Source organism: Limnohabitans sp. (assembly GCF_017848645.1).
In the GTDB taxonomy this organism is placed as follows: domain Bacteria; phylum Pseudomonadota; class Gammaproteobacteria; order Burkholderiales; family Burkholderiaceae_C; genus Limnohabitans_A.
Genome location: NZ_JAFEIF010000079.1, coordinates 1 through 19,645 on the forward strand (window position 1 = coordinate 1; position 19,645 = coordinate 19,645).

Consider the following 19,645-nt stretch of genomic DNA (forward strand, 5'->3'; position numbering starts at 1 on the left):
GCCCACGGCTGCCCTGGCTGCGCCGCACTGCGGCACTGAGCAAGGCCTGCATGAACAGCGCCGACATCAGGCCCAGCATGGCGGCGATGCCCGCCAGCCAAATCAGACCGGTCATGCTCCATACCAAAACACCGACCACGCCCCCAGTCCCCAATGAGCCCCAACGCTGCCCCAGCACCCGGCGCAACACGCCCGCCACCGAAGGCAAAACCACCAGCAATAAAACAGCCAGGTTCAGCCAATCGACTTCGGCAGCCCCAGAGCTTTTGCCGCCTTGTGCGCCTGCTTCGGGCAGGGGCAAGGCCTCGCCCTCAATGCGCGCTTGCAAGTGGCTGAGTCCGGCACGCAGCCCCCCTGCCACATCGCCCTGGCGAAATGCGGGCGCAATCACCTGGTCGATGATGCGTCGGGCCGCCAAGTCGGGCACCGCGCCTTCCAGCGACTTGGCTGGCGCTATGCGCAAACGGCGGTCGTTCAAGGCCACCACCAGCAACAATCCATCGCCCACCTCGCGCCGACCAATCTTCCAGGCGTCGCCCAGACGTTGCGTGAAGTCGGCGATGTCCTCGGGTGCGGTGCTGGGCAGCACCAGCACCACGATCTGGGTGCCGCGCTGCTGCTCAAAGGTTTGGAGTTGCTGCTCTAGAGCCGCCACATCGGCGGCGGCCAAGGTGCCGGTCTGGTCCATGACCCGAGCGGTCAGGGGTGGCACGGGCACGAGTGCTTGGGCCCATGCGGGCGACAGGCTCAAGATGACCCACGCCAACACGGCCAACAGCAGCCGGGTCAAGCCTTTGGCCAGGGCCTGAGCGCTGACCCCGCCCATCGGCCCAGGTTGGGGCATGCGAGGTTGGGTCACTTGCCGAAGTCCACCTTGGGCGGCGCGCTGATGACCGCTTCGTTGGCCACAGTGAAGTTGGCCTTGGGCGCGTAGCCGAACAGCTTGGCCGTCAAGTTGGTGGGAAAGCTGCGGGCCAACACGTTGTAATCTTTCACGGCAGCGATGTAGCGGTTGCGCGCCACGGTGATGCGGTTTTCGGTGCCTTCGAGCTGCACGCGCAAATCGGCAAAACCCTGGTTGGCCTTGAGGTTGGGATACTGCTCAGACACCACCATCAGGCGCGACAAGGCGCTGGACAGTTGCCCCTGCATGGCCTGGAACTGCTGCAAAGCCTCCGGGTTGGTCAGCACCTCGGGGGTGATCTGGAAACTCGTGGCTTTGGCCCGCGCTTCAATCACCTTCGTGAGGGTTTCCTGCTCGAAATTGGCCTCGCCCTTGACGGTGGCCACGATGTTGGGCACCAGATCGGCTCGGCGCTGGTACTGGTTGAGCACCTCGGACCAGGCTGAAGTGGTCTGCTCGTCCAGCCGCTGGAAATCGTTGTAACCGCAGCCGGTCAAGCCCAAGGCCATGGTCAGTGCAACGAGCCAGGCGCTGGCTCGGGTGGCAAATCGGTTCATGAGGCATCTCTCCATGTTTGACAACAAGGGAAAAGCTTAACGCATCCACCTTCTGCGGCCTGTGCGATAAGCACAGGTTTGGGCAGTTTCCAAAGGTTTCAGAGGTTTGGGGCCAGCAGGCGCTGCAGGGCTTTGGCTTCAACCCCGCTGCGCTGGGCCAAGTCCTGCACCTGGTCGTCGCCCACTTTGCCCACGCTGAAGTACTGCGCCTCGGGGTGGGCGATGTAGAAACCGCTCACGCTGGCTGCGGGCGTCATGGCCAGGCTCTCGGTCAGGCCCATGCCGATGTCCTCACATTGCAGCAAGTCAAACATGGCTTGTTTGGCGCTGTGGTCAGGGCAGGCGGGGTAACCGGGTGCGGGACGGATGCCCTGGTATTTTTCAGCGATCAACTCTTCGTTGCTCAGCGCCTCGCCAGCGGCGTAACCCCACAGGTCGGTTCGCACTTTCTTGTGCAGGCATTCGGCCAGCGCTTCGGCCAGTCGGTCGGCCAGTGACTTGAGCATGATGGCGCTGTAGTCGTCGTGCGCGGCTTCAAAAGCGGCGGCACGTTTGTCGGCGCCAATGCCTGCGGTGACAGCGAAGACCCCGACGTGGTCGGGCGCGGTACCTTGAGGCGCGACGAAATCGGCCAGGCAACGGCTGGGGCGCATGACACCATCGATCATGTGTTTCTCGGTCTGCTGCCGCAGGCCGCGCCAGGTCATGGCCACTTGGCTGCGCGATGCATCGGTGTAGAGCGCGATGTCGTCGTCATTCACGCTGTTGGCGGGGTACAGGCCCAGCACCGCGTTGGCCGTGACCCAGCGGCCGTCGATGATTTTTTGCAGCATGGCTTGGCCGTCTGCATAGACCTTGCGGGCCTGCTCACCCACCACCTCGTCGTCGAGGATCGCAGGGAAAGGCCCAGCCAAGTCCCAGGTCTGGAAGAAGGGGCCCCAGTCGATGTATTGCGCAATCTCGGCCAGGTCGTAGTTCTTGAACACGCGCCGGCCAATGAATTTGGGCGCGGCGGGCACACCTTGCGTCCAGTCGATGGGTGTCTTGTTGGCGCGGGCCTGCGCCAGCGTCCACAACGGGGTTTGTTTTTTGTTGGCGTGCTGCTCGCGCACCTTGTCGTAGTCGGTGTTCAAGTCGGCAATGAACTTGGCCGCTTGCTCGGACAGCAAACCTTGCGCCACGCCCACGCTGCGCGAAGCGTCGGGCACATAGACCACGGGGCCTGAGTAGTTGGGCGCGATTTTCACAGCCGTGTGCACGCGGCTGCAGGTCGCGCCGCCGATCAAGAGCGGCATTTGGCGGTCGCGGAAGTAGGGGTCTTTTTCCATCTCACTGGCCACGTACTGCATCTCTTCGAGGCTGGGCGTGATCAGGCCCGACAGGCCGATGATGTCGGCTTTTTCTTCCTTCGCCTTGGCCAAAATTTCGTGGCAGGGCACCATCACGCCCATGTTGACCACCTCAAAGTTGTTGCACTGCAAGACCACGGTGACGATGTTCTTGCCGATGTCGTGCACATCGCCCTTGACGGTGGCGATCACGATCTTGCCTTTGGCTTTCACGTCTTCACCAGCCGCTTCTTGCGCGAGTTTTTCAGCTTCGATGTAGGGCAGCAAATGCGCCACGGCTTGCTTCATCACGCGTGCGCTTTTCACCACTTGCGGCAAAAACATTTTGCCTTGGCCAAACAGGTCACCGACCACGTTCATCCCGTCCATCAGCGGGCCTTCGATCACATGCAGTGGGCGACCGCCCTTGGCCAAAATCTCGCGGTAGGCCTCTTCGGTGTCATCACTGATGAAGTCGGTGATGCCATGCACCAAAGAATGTGACAAACGCTGCGCCACGCCCACGGGCGCGTCAACCGTCCCGCGCCAAGCGAGCTTGGTGCTCTCGTCTTTGGCCGCACCTTTGGCGCTGTCCGCCACTTCGATCAAACGCTCGCCCGCATCAGGGCGGCGATTGAGCACCACGTCTTCCACGCGTTCGCGCAGCGTGGGCTCCAGGTCGTCGTACACACCGACCATGCCCGCGTTCACGATGCCCATGTCCATGCCCGCTTGGATCGCGTGGTACAGGAACACGGTGTGTATCGCTTCTCGCACCGGGTCGTTGCCGCGGAACGAAAAGCTCACGTTCGACACACCACCGCTGACCTTGGCGCCCGGCAGGTTCTGCTTGATCCAGCGCGTGGCTTCGATGAAGTCCACCGCGTAGTTGTTGTGCTCTTCGATGCCGGTGGCAATCGCAAAAATGTTCGGGTCAAAAATGATGTCTTCGGGCGGAAAGCCCACCTCGTCCACCAGCACGCGGTAAGCGCGTTCGCAAATTTCGATCTTGCGTTCGTAGGTGTCAGCCTGACCTTTTTCATCAAACGCCATGACCACAGCGGCCGCGCCGTAACGTTTGACCAGCTTGGCCTGGCGTTTGAACTCGTCCAAGCCCTCTTTCATGCTGATCGAGTTGACGATGCCTTTGCCCTGGATGCAGCGCAAACCGGCTTCGATCACGGTCCATTTGCTCGAATCCACCATCACCGGCACACGGGCGATGTCGGGCTCACCGGCCATCAGGTTCAAAAACCGCACCATGGCCGCCTGGCTGTCGAGCATGGCCTCGTCCATGTTCACGTCGATGACCTGGGCGCCGTTTTCGACCTGCTGACGCGCAACGGCCAAGGCCTGCTCGTACTCGCCGTTCAAAATCATGCGGGCAAAAGCCTTGGAGCCGGTCACGTTGGTGCGCTCGCCCACGTTGACGAACAGCGAAGCGGTGCCGATGGAGACAGGCTCCAGACCGGACAGCTTCATGGGAGGAACAGACACGATGGAAGACGCGACAACAGACACGGGCTCACCTTGGAATATCAGGTGAGCGTCGTTGTGCAAGATCATTCAGACATTGAACGGCCCCAAGCCTGACCTGCTGCGCCTGAAAGGCGGCGGGCTGCAACGCTCCTTGGGAAAGAGCACAATTTTAACCGTGACGGATCACGGCTGCTGCACAGATTCCACTTGCGTGAGTTTGCTCAAGTCGACACCCTTGCAATGGCTGATGAGTTCTGCACTCGTGTTGACTTCGAACTTTTGGTAGATGGTGGCGCGGTGTTTCTTGGCCGTGCCCGGCTGGATGCCAGTGACTTCGGCGATCCCTTTGTTGGTCAAACCCTGCACGATGAGCATGAAAATTTCCTGCTCGCGGGTGGACAGTGTGGCAAATGAGCGCCTCAGGGCGTCGGTGTTGACGAACTCCTGATTGCGCTGTCGGTCGATTTCAAGGGCTTTGTCCACCACTTGGCACAGCTTTTCACGGTTGAAGGGTTTGAGCAGAAAGTCGACCGCGCCGAGTCGGAAGGCCTCGATGATTTCGTCCTTGTCACTTTCACCACTGATGAAAATGATGGGGGTTTTGCGGCCCAAGGCGTCCAGCTTGGCTTGCAACTCCAGCCCGTTCAGCCCAGGCATGCGCATGTCCAGCAAAACCACAGCGGGCGATATGTCCATCGATTTCTCAAGAAATGCGCTGGCGTTGTCAAAGGTGTCCACCGTGTAACCAAGCATGATCAACATGTCGCTCAAATAAAAGCGCATATCATGGTTGTCGTCGACCAGAAAAATATGTCCAAGGCGTTTTTTCATAAAAGTGGCAATATCGAATTTAGCAACTAATTTATCAAATATGCCGGTTTGTGTAATTACCCAATTGGGTAATTTCTGAAAAATTTGCCATGTGCTGCCCGTTTGTTCAAGGTTGCCGATGGTACGCCCAAGCCAGGTAGGCTTGTGGGTACACCCGCTGAAAATGCTTTTTGTGCGCTTCATACAGCGCGTCTTCACCCAGCAGCTTTGCACTGTCCAGCAGCTTTTCGATCACACGCGGCTCGGGCGAGGTGCGCATGGCCTCCAAACTGGCCTCCAGCATGGCGCGGGCATTGCCTTCGTTGACCGGCGTGGTCGTGACCTGCGCGAACACGGCCGTGCCCCGGAACAGCCAGGCGCGTTGCGCCACTTGCAGCGCGGGGTCACGCCAGACGCTGGAGCGCTGCGCTGCGGGCAAGTAAATTTGCCGCACTTGCGCATGGTCGTAGGCCACAAAGCCCAAAATGCCCAACAACACCAGGGCCAACCCCATCGCACGGGTCGGCACTTGCAAAAATTGCCAAACCCGCCCCCGCATGAGCCACAGGCACAGCAACAGCGCCACCTGAAAGGGTCCGTACCACAGCGGGTACTCGAGCAAACTGTGCAAGGCCAGAATACAGAGCACGCCCCAAGCCAGCTGTGGCCCGGCCCCCTGGTGATGCCACGGCCTGGCGCGAACCACCCACACCAACACACCCAGGCTCGCCAACACGGCCACGGGCACACCCCAAACAAACGCGATGTGCAAGGGCAGGTTGTGGGCATTGCCCAACATGTCACAAAAACGCAGAGAGGGGTATTCGGTGATGTAGTGCGCGTAGCGCAGCTGGTCCCAGCCCCAGCCGCCAAGCGGATGCTGGGCCACCAAGTGCAGCACATTGGCCCAGAGCGCCTGGCGGCTGCCGCAGCCGCCCAAGGCACCCATGCGCGCCATGGCGCTGTCCGTGGCCTGGCCACTCAGGTGCTGCAGCAACCCCGGCAATAACCAGGACGCCAGGGCATACACGCCCAGCACCAGCCCGGTGAGCACCAAAGCCTCGCGTCCTTTGGGGGCTGCGCGGTGCAGCAGCATCCACACAGCGATGAACACCAGCTGGAGCAAACCTGTGCGTGACGCTGTTGCAGCCATGCCCATGGCCAACAAGGCCAGCATCCAAAGGGTATGGGCCATGGACAGCGCCAAGGCACGCCAGAGCAAGACCGCCAGGATGCCCATGGCCAGCAAACTCGCCAACTGGTTGCGCTGGCGCAAATTGCCCATGGCATCACCCAGATAGGCGGGCACATGCAAAGCCGGCGCAAAAAACTCAGCCTGACCAAAAAACTGCACCAGGCCCATGGCGCTGCTGAGCAAAGCAGCAACTGCCCAGCCTTGAACAAGGATGGTCAAGCTCAGGCGCTGCCACAGCAACAAAGCCAATGCCAGGCACGTCCAGCTGGTCAACCACGGCCACACATTCGGCAAGGGGGTGCTGGAAAAAGGCTGCACCCAGGGCCATGCCAACAACAACACCAGCCATACATGCTGGATGCGGCCAGTGCCCTGCGTTGTTGACCGAAATTCTGGCATGTGAACTCAGTCCACAAACAAACGCCCAGCTCGAGCCGGGCGTTCAAGTGAGATCAAAAGAATCAAGATGCCTTGCACGAAGCGGGCAAGTACTTGAGTGGCAAACCATTGGTGGCGGCCGGGCCGCAGCGCCAGCTGGCGATGGGTTTGCCGCCGTCGGTGCTGCCGTTGACTGCGTTGCTGCCGGTCTGGATCGGGGTCAGGCTGAGGCTGTTGGCCGAGGCGCTGGTGTTGCCGCGCAGGGCTTCGTGGTTGCCGACCACGGTGATCACGCCATTGGCATCGGCGCTGATGCGACTGACGTATTTGCTGGTCTGGTTATCACAGACTTGGGGCAATGAGGCCGAAACATCGGCCTGCGACGCGGAGGTGATGGCCTCGTTGACGGCGGTTTTGCAACCGCCTGCGGCCAACAGCATCTCGGAAACCCTCGCCCGAATGCTGTAATCCTGGTAAGCCGGCAGGGCCAAAGCGCCCAAGATGCCGATGATCGCAATGACGATCATCAGCTCGATCAATGTCAAACCTTGTTGCCTTTTTTGCATGGCATGTCCTCCCTGATAAATGGGTGACGATGGTAATCCATACGTGACCCGAACTCCAGTGCTGAAAGAGGCCATGCTCAAGGAGGCGGCCACCAAGCCCATGCCGGGCGGTGGCCGCTCGCGCCTCAGGCCGCTTCTTGCGAAGCCGGACGGCGCGCCAGGATGATCTTGCCCAAAGCCAGCACCAGCAAGGCACCGGCCAAGCCCATGGCATAGCCCCACACCTTGTCTTGCGGCAAGTAAGCGACCAGACCGGGATCCGTTTGCATCATGGTGCCCGCGATCCAGCCCAGCAGCATGCCGCCCGCGGTGATGATCATCGGGAAACGGTCCATGAGTTTGAGCACCAGCTGGCTGCCCCAGACGATGATCGGGATGCTGACCAGCAGACCGAAGATGACCAGAGGCATCTGGTGGTCGGCGTTGCCTGAAGTCTGGGCTGCACCGGCGATGGCGATGACGTTGTCCACGCTCATGACCAAGTCAGCAATGATCACGGTTTTGACCGCGCCCCAGAGCTTGTCGCTGCCCTGGATGTTGCTGTGGTCGTCTTCTTCATCGGGGGTGAGGAGTTTCACGCCGATCCAGATGAGCAAGAGGGCGCCCACAAACTTGAGGAAGGGGATGGCCAGCAAAGTGAGCGCGAAAAAGATCAGGATGACGCGCAGCACGATGGCACCGGCCGTGCCCCACATGATGCCTTTGGTGCGTTGGTGGTCCGGCAACTGGCGGCAGGCCAGCGCAATCACCACGGCGTTGTCACCGCCCAGCAAGATGTCGATCATGATGATCTGGCCAACGGCGAACCAGAAAGCAGGGGTCAAAAATTGTTCCACGGGGTTGCCTTTCACCCGCCGGAGCGGGCCCTTTTATTCGATTTGCAAAAAGAAAGCCGGATTTTCCCTCGGAAAACCCGGCTTTTGTATTGTGGCAAACCACAGCCCTGATCAGGGCTGGGTCTTGTCACCTGCGCGAAATGCGCTGTTTACTTCAACTGAGCCTTGAGCAATTTGCCCAATTCAGACGGATTGCGTGTGACGATGAAGCCGCACTCTTCCATGATGGCCAGCTTGGCGTCCGCTGTGTCGGCACCACCGGAAATCAAAGCACCTGCATGGCCCATGCGCTTGCCGGGAGGGGCAGTCACACCGGCGATGAAACCCACGACAGGCTTCTTCATGTTGGCCTTGCACCACATGGCGGCTTCGGCTTCGTCTGGACCGCCGATTTCACCGATCATGATGACGGCGTCGGTGTCGGGATCGTCGTTGAAAGCCTTCATCACGTCGATGTGCTTCAAACCGTTGATCGGGTCGCCACCGATACCGACGGCGCTGGATTGGCCCAGACCCACTTCGGTCAACATCGCCACGGCCTCATAGGTCAAAGTCCCCGAGCGGGACACCACGCCGATGCGGCCTTTGCGGTGGATGTGACCGGGCATGATGCCGATCTTGATTTCATCAGGGGTGATCAGACCGGGGCAGTTGGGGCCCAGCAGCAAAGTGCGCTTGCCACCAGCGGCTTCCTTGGCCTTCATCTTGTTGCGCACTTCGAGCATGTCACGCACTGGAATGCCTTCGGTGATACAAATGGCCAAGTCGAGGTCGGCTTCCACAGCTTCCCAGATCGCAGCGGCTGCGCCTGCTGGGGGCACGTAGATCACGGACACGGTCGCGCCAGTTTGTGTGGCGGCTTCTTTGACCGAAGCGTAGATCGGGATGTTGAAGATGGACTCGCCAGCCTTCTTGGGGTTCACACCCGCGACGAAGCAGTTCTTGCCGTTCGCGTATTCCTGGCACTTTTCAGTGTGGAACTGACCGGTCTTGCCGGTGATGCCTTGGGTGATGACTTTGGTGTCTTTGTTGATGTAGATGGACATGTTTGTTCCTAATCAGTTGCGGACGGCGCTTTCAGCACCGTCCTGCAAAGTCATTACTTAACGGCTGCGACGATGGCTGTCGCGGCTTCGGCCATGGTGTCGGCGGAGATGATGGGCAAACCGGATTCGGCCAGCATTTTCTTGCCCAGCTCGTCGTTGGTGCCCTTCATGCGCACGACCAATGGCACGGACAGGTTCACGGCCTTGCAAGCGGTGATCACGCCGGTGGCGATGGTGTCGCACTTCATGATGCCGCCGAAGATGTTGACCAAGATGCCTTTGACATTCTTGTTGGCCAGCATGATCTTGAAGGCTTCGGTGACCTTCTCGGCTGTTGCGCCGCCGCCCACGTCCAGGAAGTTGGCGGGCTCGCCGCCGAACAACTTGATGGTGTCCATGGTGGCCATGGCCAGGCCAGCGCCATTGACCAGGCAACCGATGTTGCCGTCCAGGCTGATGTAGGCCAGGTCGAACTTCGAAGCTTCCACTTCAGCCGGATCTTCTTCGTCCAGATCGCGGTAAGCCACGATTTCGGGGTGACGGAACAAGGCGTTGGCATCGAAGTTGAACTTCGCGTCCAAGGCCATGACGTTGCCTTTGCTGTCGCGGTTCAGCGGGTTGATTTCCACCAACGATGCGTCGGTTTCCATGTAGCACTGGTACAGCTTCTTGAATATGTCCACAGCTTGGGCGGTGGAATCTGCTGGCATGCCGATGGCGTCAGCGATCTTCTTGGCTTGGGCATCGCCCAGACCGGTCAGCGGATCGATGAACTCGGTGATGATTTTCTCGGGGGTGCTGTGCGCCACTTCCTCGATGTCCATGCCGCCTTCGCTGGACGCGATGAACGCAATCTTTTGTGTGGCGCGGTCGGTGACCACGGACACGTAGTACTCTTTGTTGATGTCAGCGCCGTCTTCAATATAGAGGCGACGGACTTTTTGGCCCTCGGGGCCGGTCTGGTGGGTCTTGAGCTGCATGCCCAGGATCTCGCCGGAGATGCGTTTCACGTCATCAATGGTCTTGGCCACTTTGACGCCGCCACCCTTGCCACGGCCACCGGCGTGGATCTGGGCTTTGACCACCCAAACCGGGCCACCCAGTTTTTGAGCGGCTTCAACCGCCTCTTGAACGGTGAATGCCGGGATGCCGCGGGGAACGGGCACACCGAATTGACGCAAGATTTCCTTGCCTTGGTACTCGTGAATCTTCATGAGGGCTTCTCTCAGAGGGGTGGTAATTCGACCGGTCTGCCAGGCAGCCCGATTTGACCGGGTGCGTCAGCAGGCTCTGGACACTGCAGCCTGCGACTGTATCATGCTGCAATGCACCAATCCTGATTCTTGCGTCTTACATCGACATGACGCCGAGGACCCGATTTCCTGAGAAAGTACTACCCATGGCCAAAATATTCATCGATGGCGAAGCCGGAACGACCGGTCTGCAAATCCGCGAACGCCTGGCACTGATGCCCCAAATTGAGGTGCTCAGCATCGACCCGGCCCGCCGCAAGGACCCCGAGGCCAAACGCGCGCTCATGGCGGCAGCCGATTTGGTGGTGCTGTGCCTGCACGACGATGCATCGATGGAATCCGTCGCCATGATCGACGCCTTGCCTGGACACCAACCCAAAATTGTGGACGCCTCCACAGCCTACCGCTGCCACCCGGACTGGGTGTACGGATTTCCCGAACTGTCGGCCCAACAAGCCAGCGCCGTGCGCCAGGCCCAGCGGGTGGCCAACCCCGGCTGCTACGCCACGGGCGCGATCGCCATCTTGCGGCCTTTGGTCGACGCCGGGCTGCTGCCGCATGATTTCCCGGTGTGTCTGCCTTCAGTGAGTGGTTACTCCGGTGGCGGGCGCAGCATGATCGAAGACTACGAAGCCGGACGCGCACCCCTGCATGAAGCCTACGCCTTGGGCCTCAAGCACAAGCACATCCCGGAAATCATGCGTTACACCGGTTTGACTTGCCGCCCCTTGTTTGTGCCGGCTGTCGGCAATTTCCGCCAAGGCATGCTGGTGCAACTGCCCCTGCACCTGGACAGCTTGCCGGGAAAGCCCTCCGGTGCCGACCTGAACGCGGCTTTGCAAGCGCACTACGCGGCCGGCCAAGCGGCAGGTGGCTGGGTGAGCGTGTTGCCCGCCACAGCCGATGCCAAGCTGGACGCCACCGCCCTGAACAACACCAACCAGCTGGAGATCCGGGTGTTTGCCAACGAAGAGGCCCGCCATGCCGTGGTGATCGCCCGCTTGGACAACCTGGGCAAGGGTGCCAGCGGTGCTGCGGTTCAGAACATCTCCTTGATGCTGGGTTTGTGATGCCTGTTGTGTGAAACCGCGCACAGACATGGTGTGACGCCCGGCCCATACTCAAGCCATCGAAAGAGCCCTGTGGCGGCTCTCTCCAGCTTGATAGGCCCCTTCGGGAGCACGACAAAGCAAGATGGTTTCCCTGGTATCAGGGAGGTTCATTGGAGGGGGCCCTCAGAGGGCTTTTTCGTGCGCTGCGGTTGGTTGCCCCTTATTTCCAGCGCAGCAGCTCGATGTGCACACTCCCCTTGTCGCTGCTGAAGGTGACTGAGCCTTCTTGCACGGTGGCTTGCAGCTGCATGCTGCGCTCGGCCAATTTCGCCAGCTCTTGCGAGCGCTCTGTGGGCACACGCCAGACCTGCAGTTTGTCCAGGCGAGTGAGCTTGGTTTCGATGCCTTTCCACCACACTTCGGCTGCGTGGTTGAAGCAGTACAGCAGCACCTCATCGGCCTTTTGGCAGGCTTTCATGATGGGCTTGTCTTCGGGCTGGCCCACCTCGATCCACATCCGTGTCTGACCGGTGAAGTCACGCAGGCTCACGTCTGGATCGTCCGGGTCCGACAGGCCCGCGCCAAAAGCCAGTTTGCCGTCGCCCTTGCACACGGCTTGCAGCTTGTAGGCATTGATGGCCAGCGCCAGCAGGCGAATCATCATGCGCTCGTCGGTTTCGCTGGGGTGACGCGCCAGCGTGAGCTGGTGGTCTTCGTAATAGCTGTGGTCGATGTCAGCGATCGACAGGTTGGCTTTGTAGATGGTGGATTTGAGGGCCATGGTTTTCAGTCTTTGCGGGCCAACATGCGCCAGCTCAACAGCTGAACGCCGTTGCGCAGGGCAGACATGTCGCCGCCGTAAATCAACAAAGGGATACAAGCTTCGTCAGCTGCCATGCTGGCAGAACGTTGGCCTGCGCGTACGTAGTCACTGGTGGGGGTTTGACCGGATTTGATTTCAACCGTTTGCAACAAACCGGTTCCGGTTTCATAGACCAAGTCGGCCTCCAGCCCGTTGTTGTCTCGCCAGAAATGCAAATCAGGCGCTTGCCCTAGGTTCGTTCTTCGCTTGAGAAATTCGCTGACCACCCAGTTTTCAAACAAGGCACCCCGCGCAGGATGAAGACTCAGTTGCTCAGAATGACGGATGCCCAACAACCAGCACGCCAAGCCCGTGTCCACAAAGTAGAGTTTGGGCGATTTGACCAGGCGCTTGCCAAAGTTGCGGTGATACGGCGTCAGTAAAAAAAGCACATCGCTGGACTCCAGCACCGACAACCACGCCCGCGCCGTGGTGTGGGTGATGCCCGCCTCACTGGCCAAAGCACTCAGGTTCAGCAATTGTCCTGTTCGCCCAGCGCACAAGCGCACAAACCGCTGGAATGTGGCCAAGTCCTGCACCTGCAGCACTTGCCTGACATCCCGCTCGAGGTAGGTGGTGATGTAACTGGCAAACCAGTCAACGGGCTCGGTGGGCGATCCAATGTTCAGCGCAGGATAAGCACCACGCCACAGCACATCGTCCAGGGCACTTTGCCCGTTGCCCACCCCGGCCATTTCAGCGGCAGACAAAGGCAGCAAGCGACACATGGCCACACGCCCTGCCAATGACTGCGTCACTCCAGCCATCAAGCCAAATTGTTGCGACCCCGTGAGCACGAACCGCCCCGGCGATCGGTCCTCGTCCACCATGCCCTGGAGGTAAGAAAAAAGATCGGGCCAGCGCTGCGCTTCATCAAAGATGGCGCCTTGGGTAAACCGTGACAAAAATCCTCGGGGGTCCTCGACAGCGAAGGCCCGCTCCGTGGGGTCCTCCAGCGAGACATAGGGCTTGTCTGGAAACAAGTGCCGCGCCAGCGTGGTCTTGCCCGACTGACGCGGCCCCGTGATGGCCAACACAGGAAACGACTTGGCCAATCGCCTGAGCGTGGGGGCAAGTTGTCGTTCAATCATGGTTCATTTTATACAGATTGAAGAAATGATCTTCAATCTGTATAGATTTTCCGGCAAGGTTTGGACTTGCCGCCCCTTGGCGGCCTGCAGCATCCACGCTGAATTGACGAGCCACAGCACCACAAAACCAACGCAGCCCGAGCCCGCTTAGGGCACATGCCCATCGGACTGGTCGTGCAGCGATCAAACCCGGCGGGCCAACTCGGCAGCCTTGCCAACGTAGCTGCCCGGCGTCATGGCCAGCAGGCGGTCCTTGTCGGCTTGCGGAATCTCCAAGCCCAGGATCAAACCATGCAAGTCGGCAGCGCTCACCGTTTTGCCGCGTGTGACTTCCTTGAGCTTTTCATAAGCGCCTTGCACGCCATAGCGGCGCATCACGGTCTGGATCGGCTCGGCCAGCACTTCCCAGGCGGCGTCCAGATCGGTGGCCAAGGCTTCTTCGTTGAGTTCGAGCTTGTTCAAACCGGTCATGAGCGAAGCATGGGCCAGCGCGGTGTAACCCAGGCCCACGCCCATGTTGCGCAGCACCGTGGAATCGGTCAGGTCGCGCTGCCAGCGGCTGATGGGCAGCTTCTCGCTCAGGTGCTTGAGCACGGCGTTGGCCAAGCCCAGGTTGCCTTCGGCGTTTTCGAAGTCAATCGGGTTGACCTTGTGCGGCATGGTGGAAGAGCCGATCTCGCCGGCTTTCAAGCGCTGCTTGAAGTAACCCAGACTCACATAACCCCAGATGTCACGCGAGAGGTCGATCAAGATGGTGTTGCTGCGGGCCACAGCGTCAAACAGCTCGGCCATGTAGTCGTGCGGCTCGATCTGGATGCTGTAGGGCTGGAACGTCAGCCCCAAGCCCCATTGGCTCGCCTGCGTCTCACCCAGCTCGGGCGTCTCCACCACTTTCCGTGCAAAGGCTTCCCAGTCAAAGTCAGGCCAGGCCGACAGGTGGGCGTTGTAGTTGCCCACAGCACCGTTCATCTTGCCCATGAGCGCAACGGCTGCGATTTTGTCGCGGCAGCCCTTCAGACGCATCACCACGTTGGCCATTTCCTTGCCCACGGTGGTGGGGCTGGCGGTCTGGCCGTGGGTGCGGCTGAGCATGGGGACTTCGGCAAAGCTGTGCGCCATCTCGCGCAATTTGGCCATCAAGCCGTCCAGCCCGGGCAAGATCACTTGGGCGCGCGCGCCCTTGAGCTGCAAGGCGTGGCTGGTGTTGTTGATGTCCTCGCTGGTGCAGGCAAAGTGCACAAACTCGGCTGCTTTTTCCAGCTCGGGCCGGTCCTGGAACTTGGATTTGATCCAGTACTCCACCGCCTTCACGTCGTGGTTGGTGGTCTTTTCAAATTCCTTGATGGCCAGGGCATCGGCTTCGCTGAAATTTTTGACCAAGCCGGTCAGATAGGTGCGTGCACCCGGCGTCAGGGGCTTGAACTCGGCGAAGCCGACATCGGACAAAGCAATGAACCAGGCAATTTCGACCTGAACGCGGCGGTGCATGTAGCCCTGCTCGCTCATGAGCGGGCGCAAGGCATTGAGTTTGCTGGCGTAACGGCCATCCAGCGGCGACAGGGCGGAAATGGGGGTGAAATTCATGCTTGGATTGTAAGTGCCGCATTCTTGCGCCATTCGCACTGGCACCCAAGGTCATTACCCAATTGGCTAATGGTCAATGGCACCCCGATGGGGATCACCTAGAATCCAGAATCTTTTTTGCTTTGCCCACACGTCTATGAAACTCATCGGCTCCGTCACCAGCCCCTACGTCCGCAAGGTACGCATCGTCATGGCCGAGAAAAAGCTGGACTACCAATTCGTCACCGAGGACGTGTGGTCGGCTCAGACCCAAATCCATGTGTCGAACCCCTTGGGCAAAGTGCCCTGCCTGGTGATGGAGGGCGGTGAAGCGGTGTTTGACTCGCGCGTGATCGTGGAGTACCTGGACACCTTGTCGCCTGTGGGCAAGCTCATTCCAACGGCCGGGCGTGAGCGCGCCGAAGTCAAGACCTGGGAGGCCTTGGCCGACGGCCTGCTGGACGCGGCCTTGCTGGCGCGCATGGAGACCGTCTGGACCGGCCGTGAAGACAGCCAACGCAGCCAGGCCTGGATCGATCGCCAGTTCGACAAAATCCAGCACGCGTTGCGGGCCATGAGCTCCGGTTTGGGCGACAAAGCATTTTGTTCCGGCATCCACCTGAGCCTGTCCGACATCGCTGTAGGCTGCGCCGTGGCCTATCTGGATTTCCGCTTCCCGCAAATCGACTGGCGCACGCCTTACCCGAACCTGCACAAACTGCACGACAAATTGGCGCAGCGGCCCAGCTTCATCGACACCTCACCCACTTGATGTCGTTGGGCACCCAGCTGCCGGCGCTTCAGTAGTTCAACAAGTTGCGCCGCACATGGATCAGGTGCTCAGCGGCCAAGGCCTTGGCCAGCACCGGGTCACGCGCCTTGATGGCCTGCAGCAAAGCGCGATGTTCTGACTGGTAAGCCAAACGCCGCTCAGGCGTGAGGCTGCGCTTTTTCAGCATGCCCCATTCGCCTTGGGCACGGGCCTGGTTCATGAGTTTGAACAAGCGGGCCACGAAAGCATTGTGTGCGGCACGGGCAATGATTTCGTGGAACATGCCATCCCACACTTCAAACTCCTCCACACTGGTGGCCGCCTCGGCGCGCGTGCAGCAGTGTTCCATCTGCTCAAAATCGGCTGTGGTGGCGTTGCCGATCACCATCTCGATGATGGCCGGCTCCAGAGCCATGCGCGCCTCCATGAGTTCGGCAGGACTGGTGTGCCAGCTCGGATCGGGAGAGCTGCCCGCACTGGCCTTGTTGGGACTGCCGGCGACCACCACCTTGTCGGTGACATAAGTGCCGCTGCCCACCGTCTGGGCAATCAAGCCTTGGGCCTTCATGTCGGCCAGCACCTTGCGCACGGTGCTGCGGCTGATCTGGTGTTGCTCGCCAAACTCGCGTTCGGTGGGCAGGCGATCGCCGGCCTGCCACTGGCCGCTGTGCAACTGGTCCAGCAAAGTGGCGCGAAAGAGGTAAGAGGAGTCCACGGTGTTGGTTGGGGGCATGAAAAACCAAATCATACCAATTCAACCCTCCTGTTGAAAGCCCCCGGCAGCCACCACCCAACCCCCATGTGCGCAGCGTCAAGCACCCACAAAGTGTCACGGTTACAGCGGGAAACAGCAGATACAAGCGCCACATCACCCGGTAAAAACCCTCATGCAAATTGTCCGGTACGTGTCTTGACCAGGCTTTCACGTCCCTTATGATGGTTTGAATTGGTTGAATTCCAACCAATTTCCCTGAACTTGCTTTGAAGCCAGTCACCCGCATCTGGAGAAGAATTTTGCGCATTGCCACATTTGTTCACAACGGAAAACGCCATGTCGGCCAAGTGTCGGCCGACGGCCTGCATGTCACGCCTTTTGCCCTGAGCGAATCACAAGCCCAACGCGGCGCACAGCCCATCATTGAAGCCTTGGTGGCCGGGCAATCCCTACCTGCCTTGGCGGGCACCGCGCTGGCCGTGTCCTCGGTCAAGCTCGAATCCCCCCTGCCTGTGCCGCGCCGCAACGTCTGGTGCGTGGGCCGCAACTACCATGCGCACGCCAAAGAGCTGCAGGCCTCGGTCTTCAAGGACAGCAACACCGACACCAAGGCCTGGCCCATCGTGTTCACCAAAGTGCCCGAGTGCGTGGTCGGCCCGACCGACGATGTGCAACTGCCCGGCGCTGCCGTGTCTGAACAAATCGACTACGAAGCCGAACTGGCCGTGATCATTGGCCAAGGCGGCAAAAACATCAGCCAGGCCGACGCCATGAAGCATGTGTTCGGCTACACCGTGGTGAACGACGTGACCGCACGCGACGTGCAAATGCGCCACCAGCAGTGGGACATGGGCAAGTCCTTTGACACTTTCTGCCCCATGGGCCCGTGGATCGTGACCGCCGATGAAGTGGATGGCCGCAAAACCCGTGTGCGCTGCTGGGTCAATGGTGAGTTGCGCCAGGACGGCCCCACCGAGAACATGATTTTTGACATCCCCACCCTGATCGAAACCATCTCGCGCGGCATCACGCTCTACCCTGGCGACATCATCGCCACAGGCACGCCTGCCGGCGTGGGCATGGGCCTGAATCCGCCACGTTACATCGCCAAGGGCGACGTGATCCGCGTCGAGATCGATGGCGTGGGTCAGATCGAAAACCGTTTCGTTTGAACCGCCCCCGGCAGGCAGGGCTTGGCCCTGAGCTGCCCCACAAAAGGAAACAAGTCATGACCCATCGTTCGTGGATACACATCACCTTGTGCGCCGCTTTGGCATGCACTGGCCTGAGCGCTTTGGCGCAAAACTACCCCACCAAACCCATCACCATGGTGGTGCCTTTTCCACCCGGTGGCGTGGCCGACACGGTCGGGCGTCCTGTGGCCGAAGCCATGTCACGTCACCTTAAACAAAGCATCGTGGTGGAAAACAAGGGCGGCGCAGGGGGCGGCATCGGCATGGCACAAGTGGCCAAATCCAAGGGCGATGGCTACACGGTGCTGATGTCCTTGTCCTCGTTGGTGGTCTTGCCCGAAGCCGACAAGATTTTGCAACGCCCCCCCATGTTTCAGGTCAACCAGCTCAAGCCGATTGCCCGCTTCACGGCAGACCCCACCGTCTTGGTGGTGCGCTCCGACAGCCCATGGAAGACCTACGCCGAGTTCATGGCCTATGTGAAGTCAAACCCCGGGAAAATTTCATTTGGATCATCGGGCAACTACGGCACCATGCATGTGCCCATGGAGCAGCTCAAGGCCGCTACCTCGACCTTCATGCTGCATGTGCCCTACACAGGTGCTGGTCCAGCCGTGTTGTCTTTGCTCGGCGGTCAAATCGAAGCCTTGTCCACTGGCCCTGCCAGCGTGAAGCAACACATCGCATCGGGCCGCTTGCGCGCCCTGGCGCACTGGGGTGATGCACGCCTGGCCAGCATGCCCACTGTGCCCAGCTTCAAGGAATTGGGGGTGCCTATCCAGTACTCGCAGTGGTCGGGCATGTTTGTGCCCGCCGACACGCCACCCGCCGTGGTCGACAGCTTGCGCCAAGCCGCCAAGTTTGCGGCACAGGACCCCCGTGCTGTTGCGGCTTTAACGGCCGCGGGCACATCGTTCATGTACCAGGATGCGCCCGAGTTCGAGCGCTTTGTGCAGGCCGATGCCAAGGAAATGAGCGCCTTGGTCACCCGCATCGGCAAGGTCGATTGAACCGCAAAAGTCCACGGCCTGAGCCTCACCCCAGCGCGCCCCATTTCAACCCCCTGGAGACACGACATGAACCACTTGAGCAAGACCCTGAAATTCACCGCTTTGACTTTGGCACTGGCTTCTGGCTTGGCCCACGCCCAAAGCTACCCCAACCGTCCCGTGAAAATCGTGGTGCCCTTTGCCGCAGGCGGCCCCGCCGACAACTACGCCCGCTTCATGGCGCAGCGCTTGGGCGAAGAGCTCAAGCAGACCTTTGCGATCGACAACAAGCCGGGCGCTGGCTCCATCATCGGCACCGATCTGGTGGCCAAATCACCCGCCGATGGCTACACCTTGCTCATGATGTCGAACACGCACACCGTGAACGAATCCTTGATCCCTACCAAACCCTTTGGCTTGATGAAGGACTTCGTCGGCATCGCGCCGGTCAATTACTCCAACTTGCTCTTGGTGGTGCACCCCTCCGTGCCTGTGAAGACGGTGGGTGAGCTGGTGGCGCTGGCCAAGTCCAAACCCGGCAAGCTGAACTACGCCTCATCGGGCAATGGCACGCCTTACCACATGGCCGGTGAGCTGTTCAAGTTCATGGCGGGCATCGACATGACCCATGTGCCCTACAAAGGCAGCTCGGGCGCACGGACCGACATCGTGGGTGGCCAAGTCGATGTGATGTTCGATGCGGAAACCACCATGGCCGCGATGTCGCGTGACAACAAGGTGCGCGCCTTGGCGGGCACGGGCCTGGCCCGCTCGGCCAACCTGCAGGATCTGCCCAACGTGGCCGAGACCGTGCCCAAGTTCGAAGCCACCATTTGGCTGGGCCTGATGGCGCCCAAGGGCACCCCCGCCGACGTGGTGAACAAGCTCAACGCCGAAGTGCGCAAGATCGTGAACAACCCCGAGGTGAAAGCCGCCTGGGCCAAGCAAGGTGCCGTGTCCATGTCGATGACCGTGCCCGAGTTTGACCAGTACCTGAACGCCGACATCGCCAAGTGGGCCAACATCGTCAAGGTCTCGGGCGCCAAGCCCGATTGA

At 60.2% G+C, this 19,645-nt stretch carries 18 protein-coding genes and 1 riboswitch; of the genes, 5 read left to right on the forward strand and 13 right to left on the reverse strand.

Annotated features, from left to right (window positions below):
* The 9 genes from QZ190_RS17050 to sucC all read right to left on the reverse strand — a co-directional run.
* The coding region (locus tag QZ190_RS17050; protein ID WP_291918829.1) for a TPM domain-containing protein at positions 1-844 on the reverse strand (844 nt) is incomplete at its 3' end.
* 11 nt (positions 845-855) lie between these two features.
* A complete protein-coding gene (locus QZ190_RS17055; protein WP_291918831.1) occupies positions 856-1,461 on the reverse strand; it encodes a LemA family protein in 606 nt (201 codons plus the stop codon).
* 98 nt (positions 1,462-1,559) lie between these two features.
* Complete coding sequence (gene metH, locus QZ190_RS17060) at positions 1,560-4,271, reverse strand: methionine synthase (protein WP_291918887.1); 2,712 nt, start codon at positions 4,269-4,271, stop codon at positions 1,560-1,562.
* A 55-nt stretch (positions 4,272-4,326) separates the two neighbouring features.
* Positions 4,327-4,427: riboswitch (S-adenosyl-L-homocysteine riboswitch) on the reverse strand.
* Positions 4,428-4,451: 24 nt separating this feature from the next.
* Positions 4,452-5,282, reverse strand: coding sequence for a response regulator (locus tag QZ190_RS17065; protein ID WP_346309106.1), 831 nt, complete (start codon positions 5,280-5,282; stop codon positions 4,452-4,454).
* Positions 5,206-6,672 carry an O-antigen ligase family protein gene (locus QZ190_RS17070; RefSeq protein WP_291918835.1) on the reverse strand — a complete coding sequence of 489 codons (1,467 nt, stop codon included), beginning with the start codon at positions 6,670-6,672 and terminating at the stop codon, positions 5,206-5,208. Before QZ190_RS17070 ends, QZ190_RS17065 begins: the two co-directional genes overlap by 77 nt.
* A gap of 62 nt (positions 6,673-6,734) precedes the next feature.
* On the reverse strand, positions 6,735-7,217 hold the full coding sequence (locus QZ190_RS17075; RefSeq protein WP_291918837.1) for a pilin: 483 nt from the start codon (positions 7,215-7,217) through the stop codon (positions 6,735-6,737).
* Between the two features lie 125 nt (positions 7,218-7,342).
* Complete coding sequence (locus tag QZ190_RS17080) at positions 7,343-8,053, reverse strand: TerC family protein (RefSeq protein WP_291918839.1); 711 nt, start codon at positions 8,051-8,053, stop codon at positions 7,343-7,345.
* Between the two features lie 149 nt (positions 8,054-8,202).
* Positions 8,203-9,099 carry a succinate--CoA ligase subunit alpha gene (gene sucD, locus QZ190_RS17085; RefSeq protein ID WP_090142737.1) on the reverse strand — a complete coding sequence of 299 codons (897 nt, stop codon included), beginning with the start codon at positions 9,097-9,099 and terminating at the stop codon, positions 8,203-8,205.
* 53 nt (positions 9,100-9,152) lie between these two features.
* A complete protein-coding gene (gene sucC / locus QZ190_RS17090; RefSeq protein WP_291918842.1) occupies positions 9,153-10,313 on the reverse strand; it encodes an ADP-forming succinate--CoA ligase subunit beta in 1,161 nt (386 codons plus the stop codon).
* A 185-nt stretch (positions 10,314-10,498) separates the two neighbouring features.
* On the opposite strand from sucC, the gene argC reads away from it, so the two are divergent.
* Positions 10,499-11,422 carry an N-acetyl-gamma-glutamyl-phosphate reductase gene (argC, locus tag QZ190_RS17095; protein ID WP_291918844.1) on the forward strand — a complete coding sequence of 308 codons (924 nt, stop codon included), beginning with the start codon at positions 10,499-10,501 and terminating at the stop codon, positions 11,420-11,422.
* A 202-nt stretch (positions 11,423-11,624) separates the two neighbouring features.
* Here the strand turns inward: argC and QZ190_RS17100 are convergent, their stop codons facing one another.
* The 3 genes from QZ190_RS17100 to purB form a co-directional block, all read right to left on the reverse strand.
* Positions 11,625-12,185, reverse strand: coding sequence for a YaeQ family protein (locus QZ190_RS17100; protein WP_291918847.1), 561 nt, complete (start codon positions 12,183-12,185; stop codon positions 11,625-11,627).
* Positions 12,186-12,190: 5 nt separating this feature from the next.
* The gene (locus tag QZ190_RS17105) at positions 12,191-13,357 is read right to left on the reverse strand and encodes an ATP-binding protein (protein ID WP_291918848.1); all 1,167 of its coding nucleotides are present in this window, start codon (positions 13,355-13,357) and stop codon (positions 12,191-12,193) included.
* Between the two features lie 183 nt (positions 13,358-13,540).
* A complete protein-coding gene (gene purB / locus QZ190_RS17110) occupies positions 13,541-14,941 on the reverse strand; it encodes an adenylosuccinate lyase (RefSeq protein ID WP_291918850.1) in 1,401 nt (466 codons plus the stop codon).
* Positions 14,942-15,077: 136 nt separating this feature from the next.
* Here purB and QZ190_RS17115 point away from each other — a divergent pair, with 136 nt between their 5' ends.
* Positions 15,078-15,692, forward strand: coding sequence for a glutathione S-transferase N-terminal domain-containing protein (locus tag QZ190_RS17115; protein WP_291918852.1), 615 nt, complete (start codon positions 15,078-15,080; stop codon positions 15,690-15,692).
* Between the two features lie 28 nt (positions 15,693-15,720).
* Here the strand turns inward: QZ190_RS17115 and QZ190_RS17120 are convergent, their stop codons facing one another.
* Entirely contained in the window at positions 15,721-16,425 is a 705-nt protein-coding gene (locus QZ190_RS17120) for a FadR/GntR family transcriptional regulator (protein WP_291918855.1), read from the reverse strand.
* Between the two features lie 281 nt (positions 16,426-16,706).
* On the opposite strand from QZ190_RS17120, the gene QZ190_RS17125 reads away from it, so the two are divergent.
* The 3 genes from QZ190_RS17125 (at position 16,707) to QZ190_RS17135 (ending at position 19,645) form a co-directional block, all read left to right on the forward strand.
* Positions 16,707-17,579, forward strand: a complete 873-nt coding sequence (locus QZ190_RS17125; RefSeq protein ID WP_291918859.1) for a fumarylacetoacetate hydrolase family protein — start codon at positions 16,707-16,709, stop codon at positions 17,577-17,579.
* A gap of 56 nt (positions 17,580-17,635) precedes the next feature.
* Entirely contained in the window at positions 17,636-18,610 is a 975-nt protein-coding gene (locus QZ190_RS17130; RefSeq protein ID WP_291918861.1) for a tripartite tricarboxylate transporter substrate binding protein, read from the forward strand.
* A 66-nt stretch (positions 18,611-18,676) separates the two neighbouring features.
* A complete protein-coding gene (locus QZ190_RS17135; protein ID WP_291918863.1) occupies positions 18,677-19,645 on the forward strand; it encodes a tripartite tricarboxylate transporter substrate binding protein in 969 nt (322 codons plus the stop codon).

Bases quoted from the DNA above. Each gene is read 5' to 3' on its own strand.
- QZ190_RS17075 (WP_291918837.1), bottom strand. From the start codon at position 7,217: ATGCAAAAAAGGCAACAAGGTTTGACATTGATCGAGCTGATGATCGTC.
- QZ190_RS17115 (WP_291918852.1), top strand. From the start codon at position 15,078: ATGAAACTCATCGGCTCCGTCACCAGCCCCTACGTCCGCAAGGTACGC.
- metH (WP_291918887.1), bottom strand. From the start codon at position 4,271: ATGAAGCTGTCCGGTCTGGAGCCTGTCTCCATCGGCACCGCTTCGCTG.
- argC (WP_291918844.1), top strand. From the start codon at position 10,499: ATGGCCAAAATATTCATCGATGGCGAAGCCGGAACGACCGGTCTGCAA.
- QZ190_RS17135 (WP_291918863.1), top strand. From the start codon at position 18,677: ATGAACCACTTGAGCAAGACCCTGAAATTCACCGCTTTGACTTTGGCA.
- sucD (WP_090142737.1), bottom strand. From the start codon at position 9,099: ATGTCCATCTACATCAACAAAGACACCAAAGTCATCACCCAAGGCATC.
- QZ190_RS17100 (WP_291918847.1), bottom strand. From the start codon at position 12,185: ATGGCCCTCAAATCCACCATCTACAAAGCCAACCTGTCGATCGCTGAC.
- sucC (WP_291918842.1), bottom strand. From the start codon at position 10,313: ATGAAGATTCACGAGTACCAAGGCAAGGAAATCTTGCGTCAATTCGGT.
- QZ190_RS17065 (WP_346309106.1), bottom strand. From the start codon at position 5,282: ATGAAGCGCACAAAAAGCATTTTCAGCGGGTGTACCCACAAGCCTACC.
- QZ190_RS17070 (WP_291918835.1), bottom strand. From the start codon at position 6,672: ATGCCAGAATTTCGGTCAACAACGCAGGGCACTGGCCGCATCCAGCAT.
- purB (WP_291918850.1), bottom strand. From the start codon at position 14,941: ATGAATTTCACCCCCATTTCCGCCCTGTCGCCGCTGGATGGCCGTTAC.
- QZ190_RS17055 (WP_291918831.1), bottom strand. From the start codon at position 1,461: ATGAACCGATTTGCCACCCGAGCCAGCGCCTGGCTCGTTGCACTGACC.
- QZ190_RS17130 (WP_291918861.1), top strand. From the start codon at position 17,636: ATGACCCATCGTTCGTGGATACACATCACCTTGTGCGCCGCTTTGGCA.
- QZ190_RS17105 (WP_291918848.1), bottom strand. From the start codon at position 13,357: ATGATTGAACGACAACTTGCCCCCACGCTCAGGCGATTGGCCAAGTCG.
- QZ190_RS17120 (WP_291918855.1), bottom strand. From the start codon at position 16,425: ATGCCCCCAACCAACACCGTGGACTCCTCTTACCTCTTTCGCGCCACT.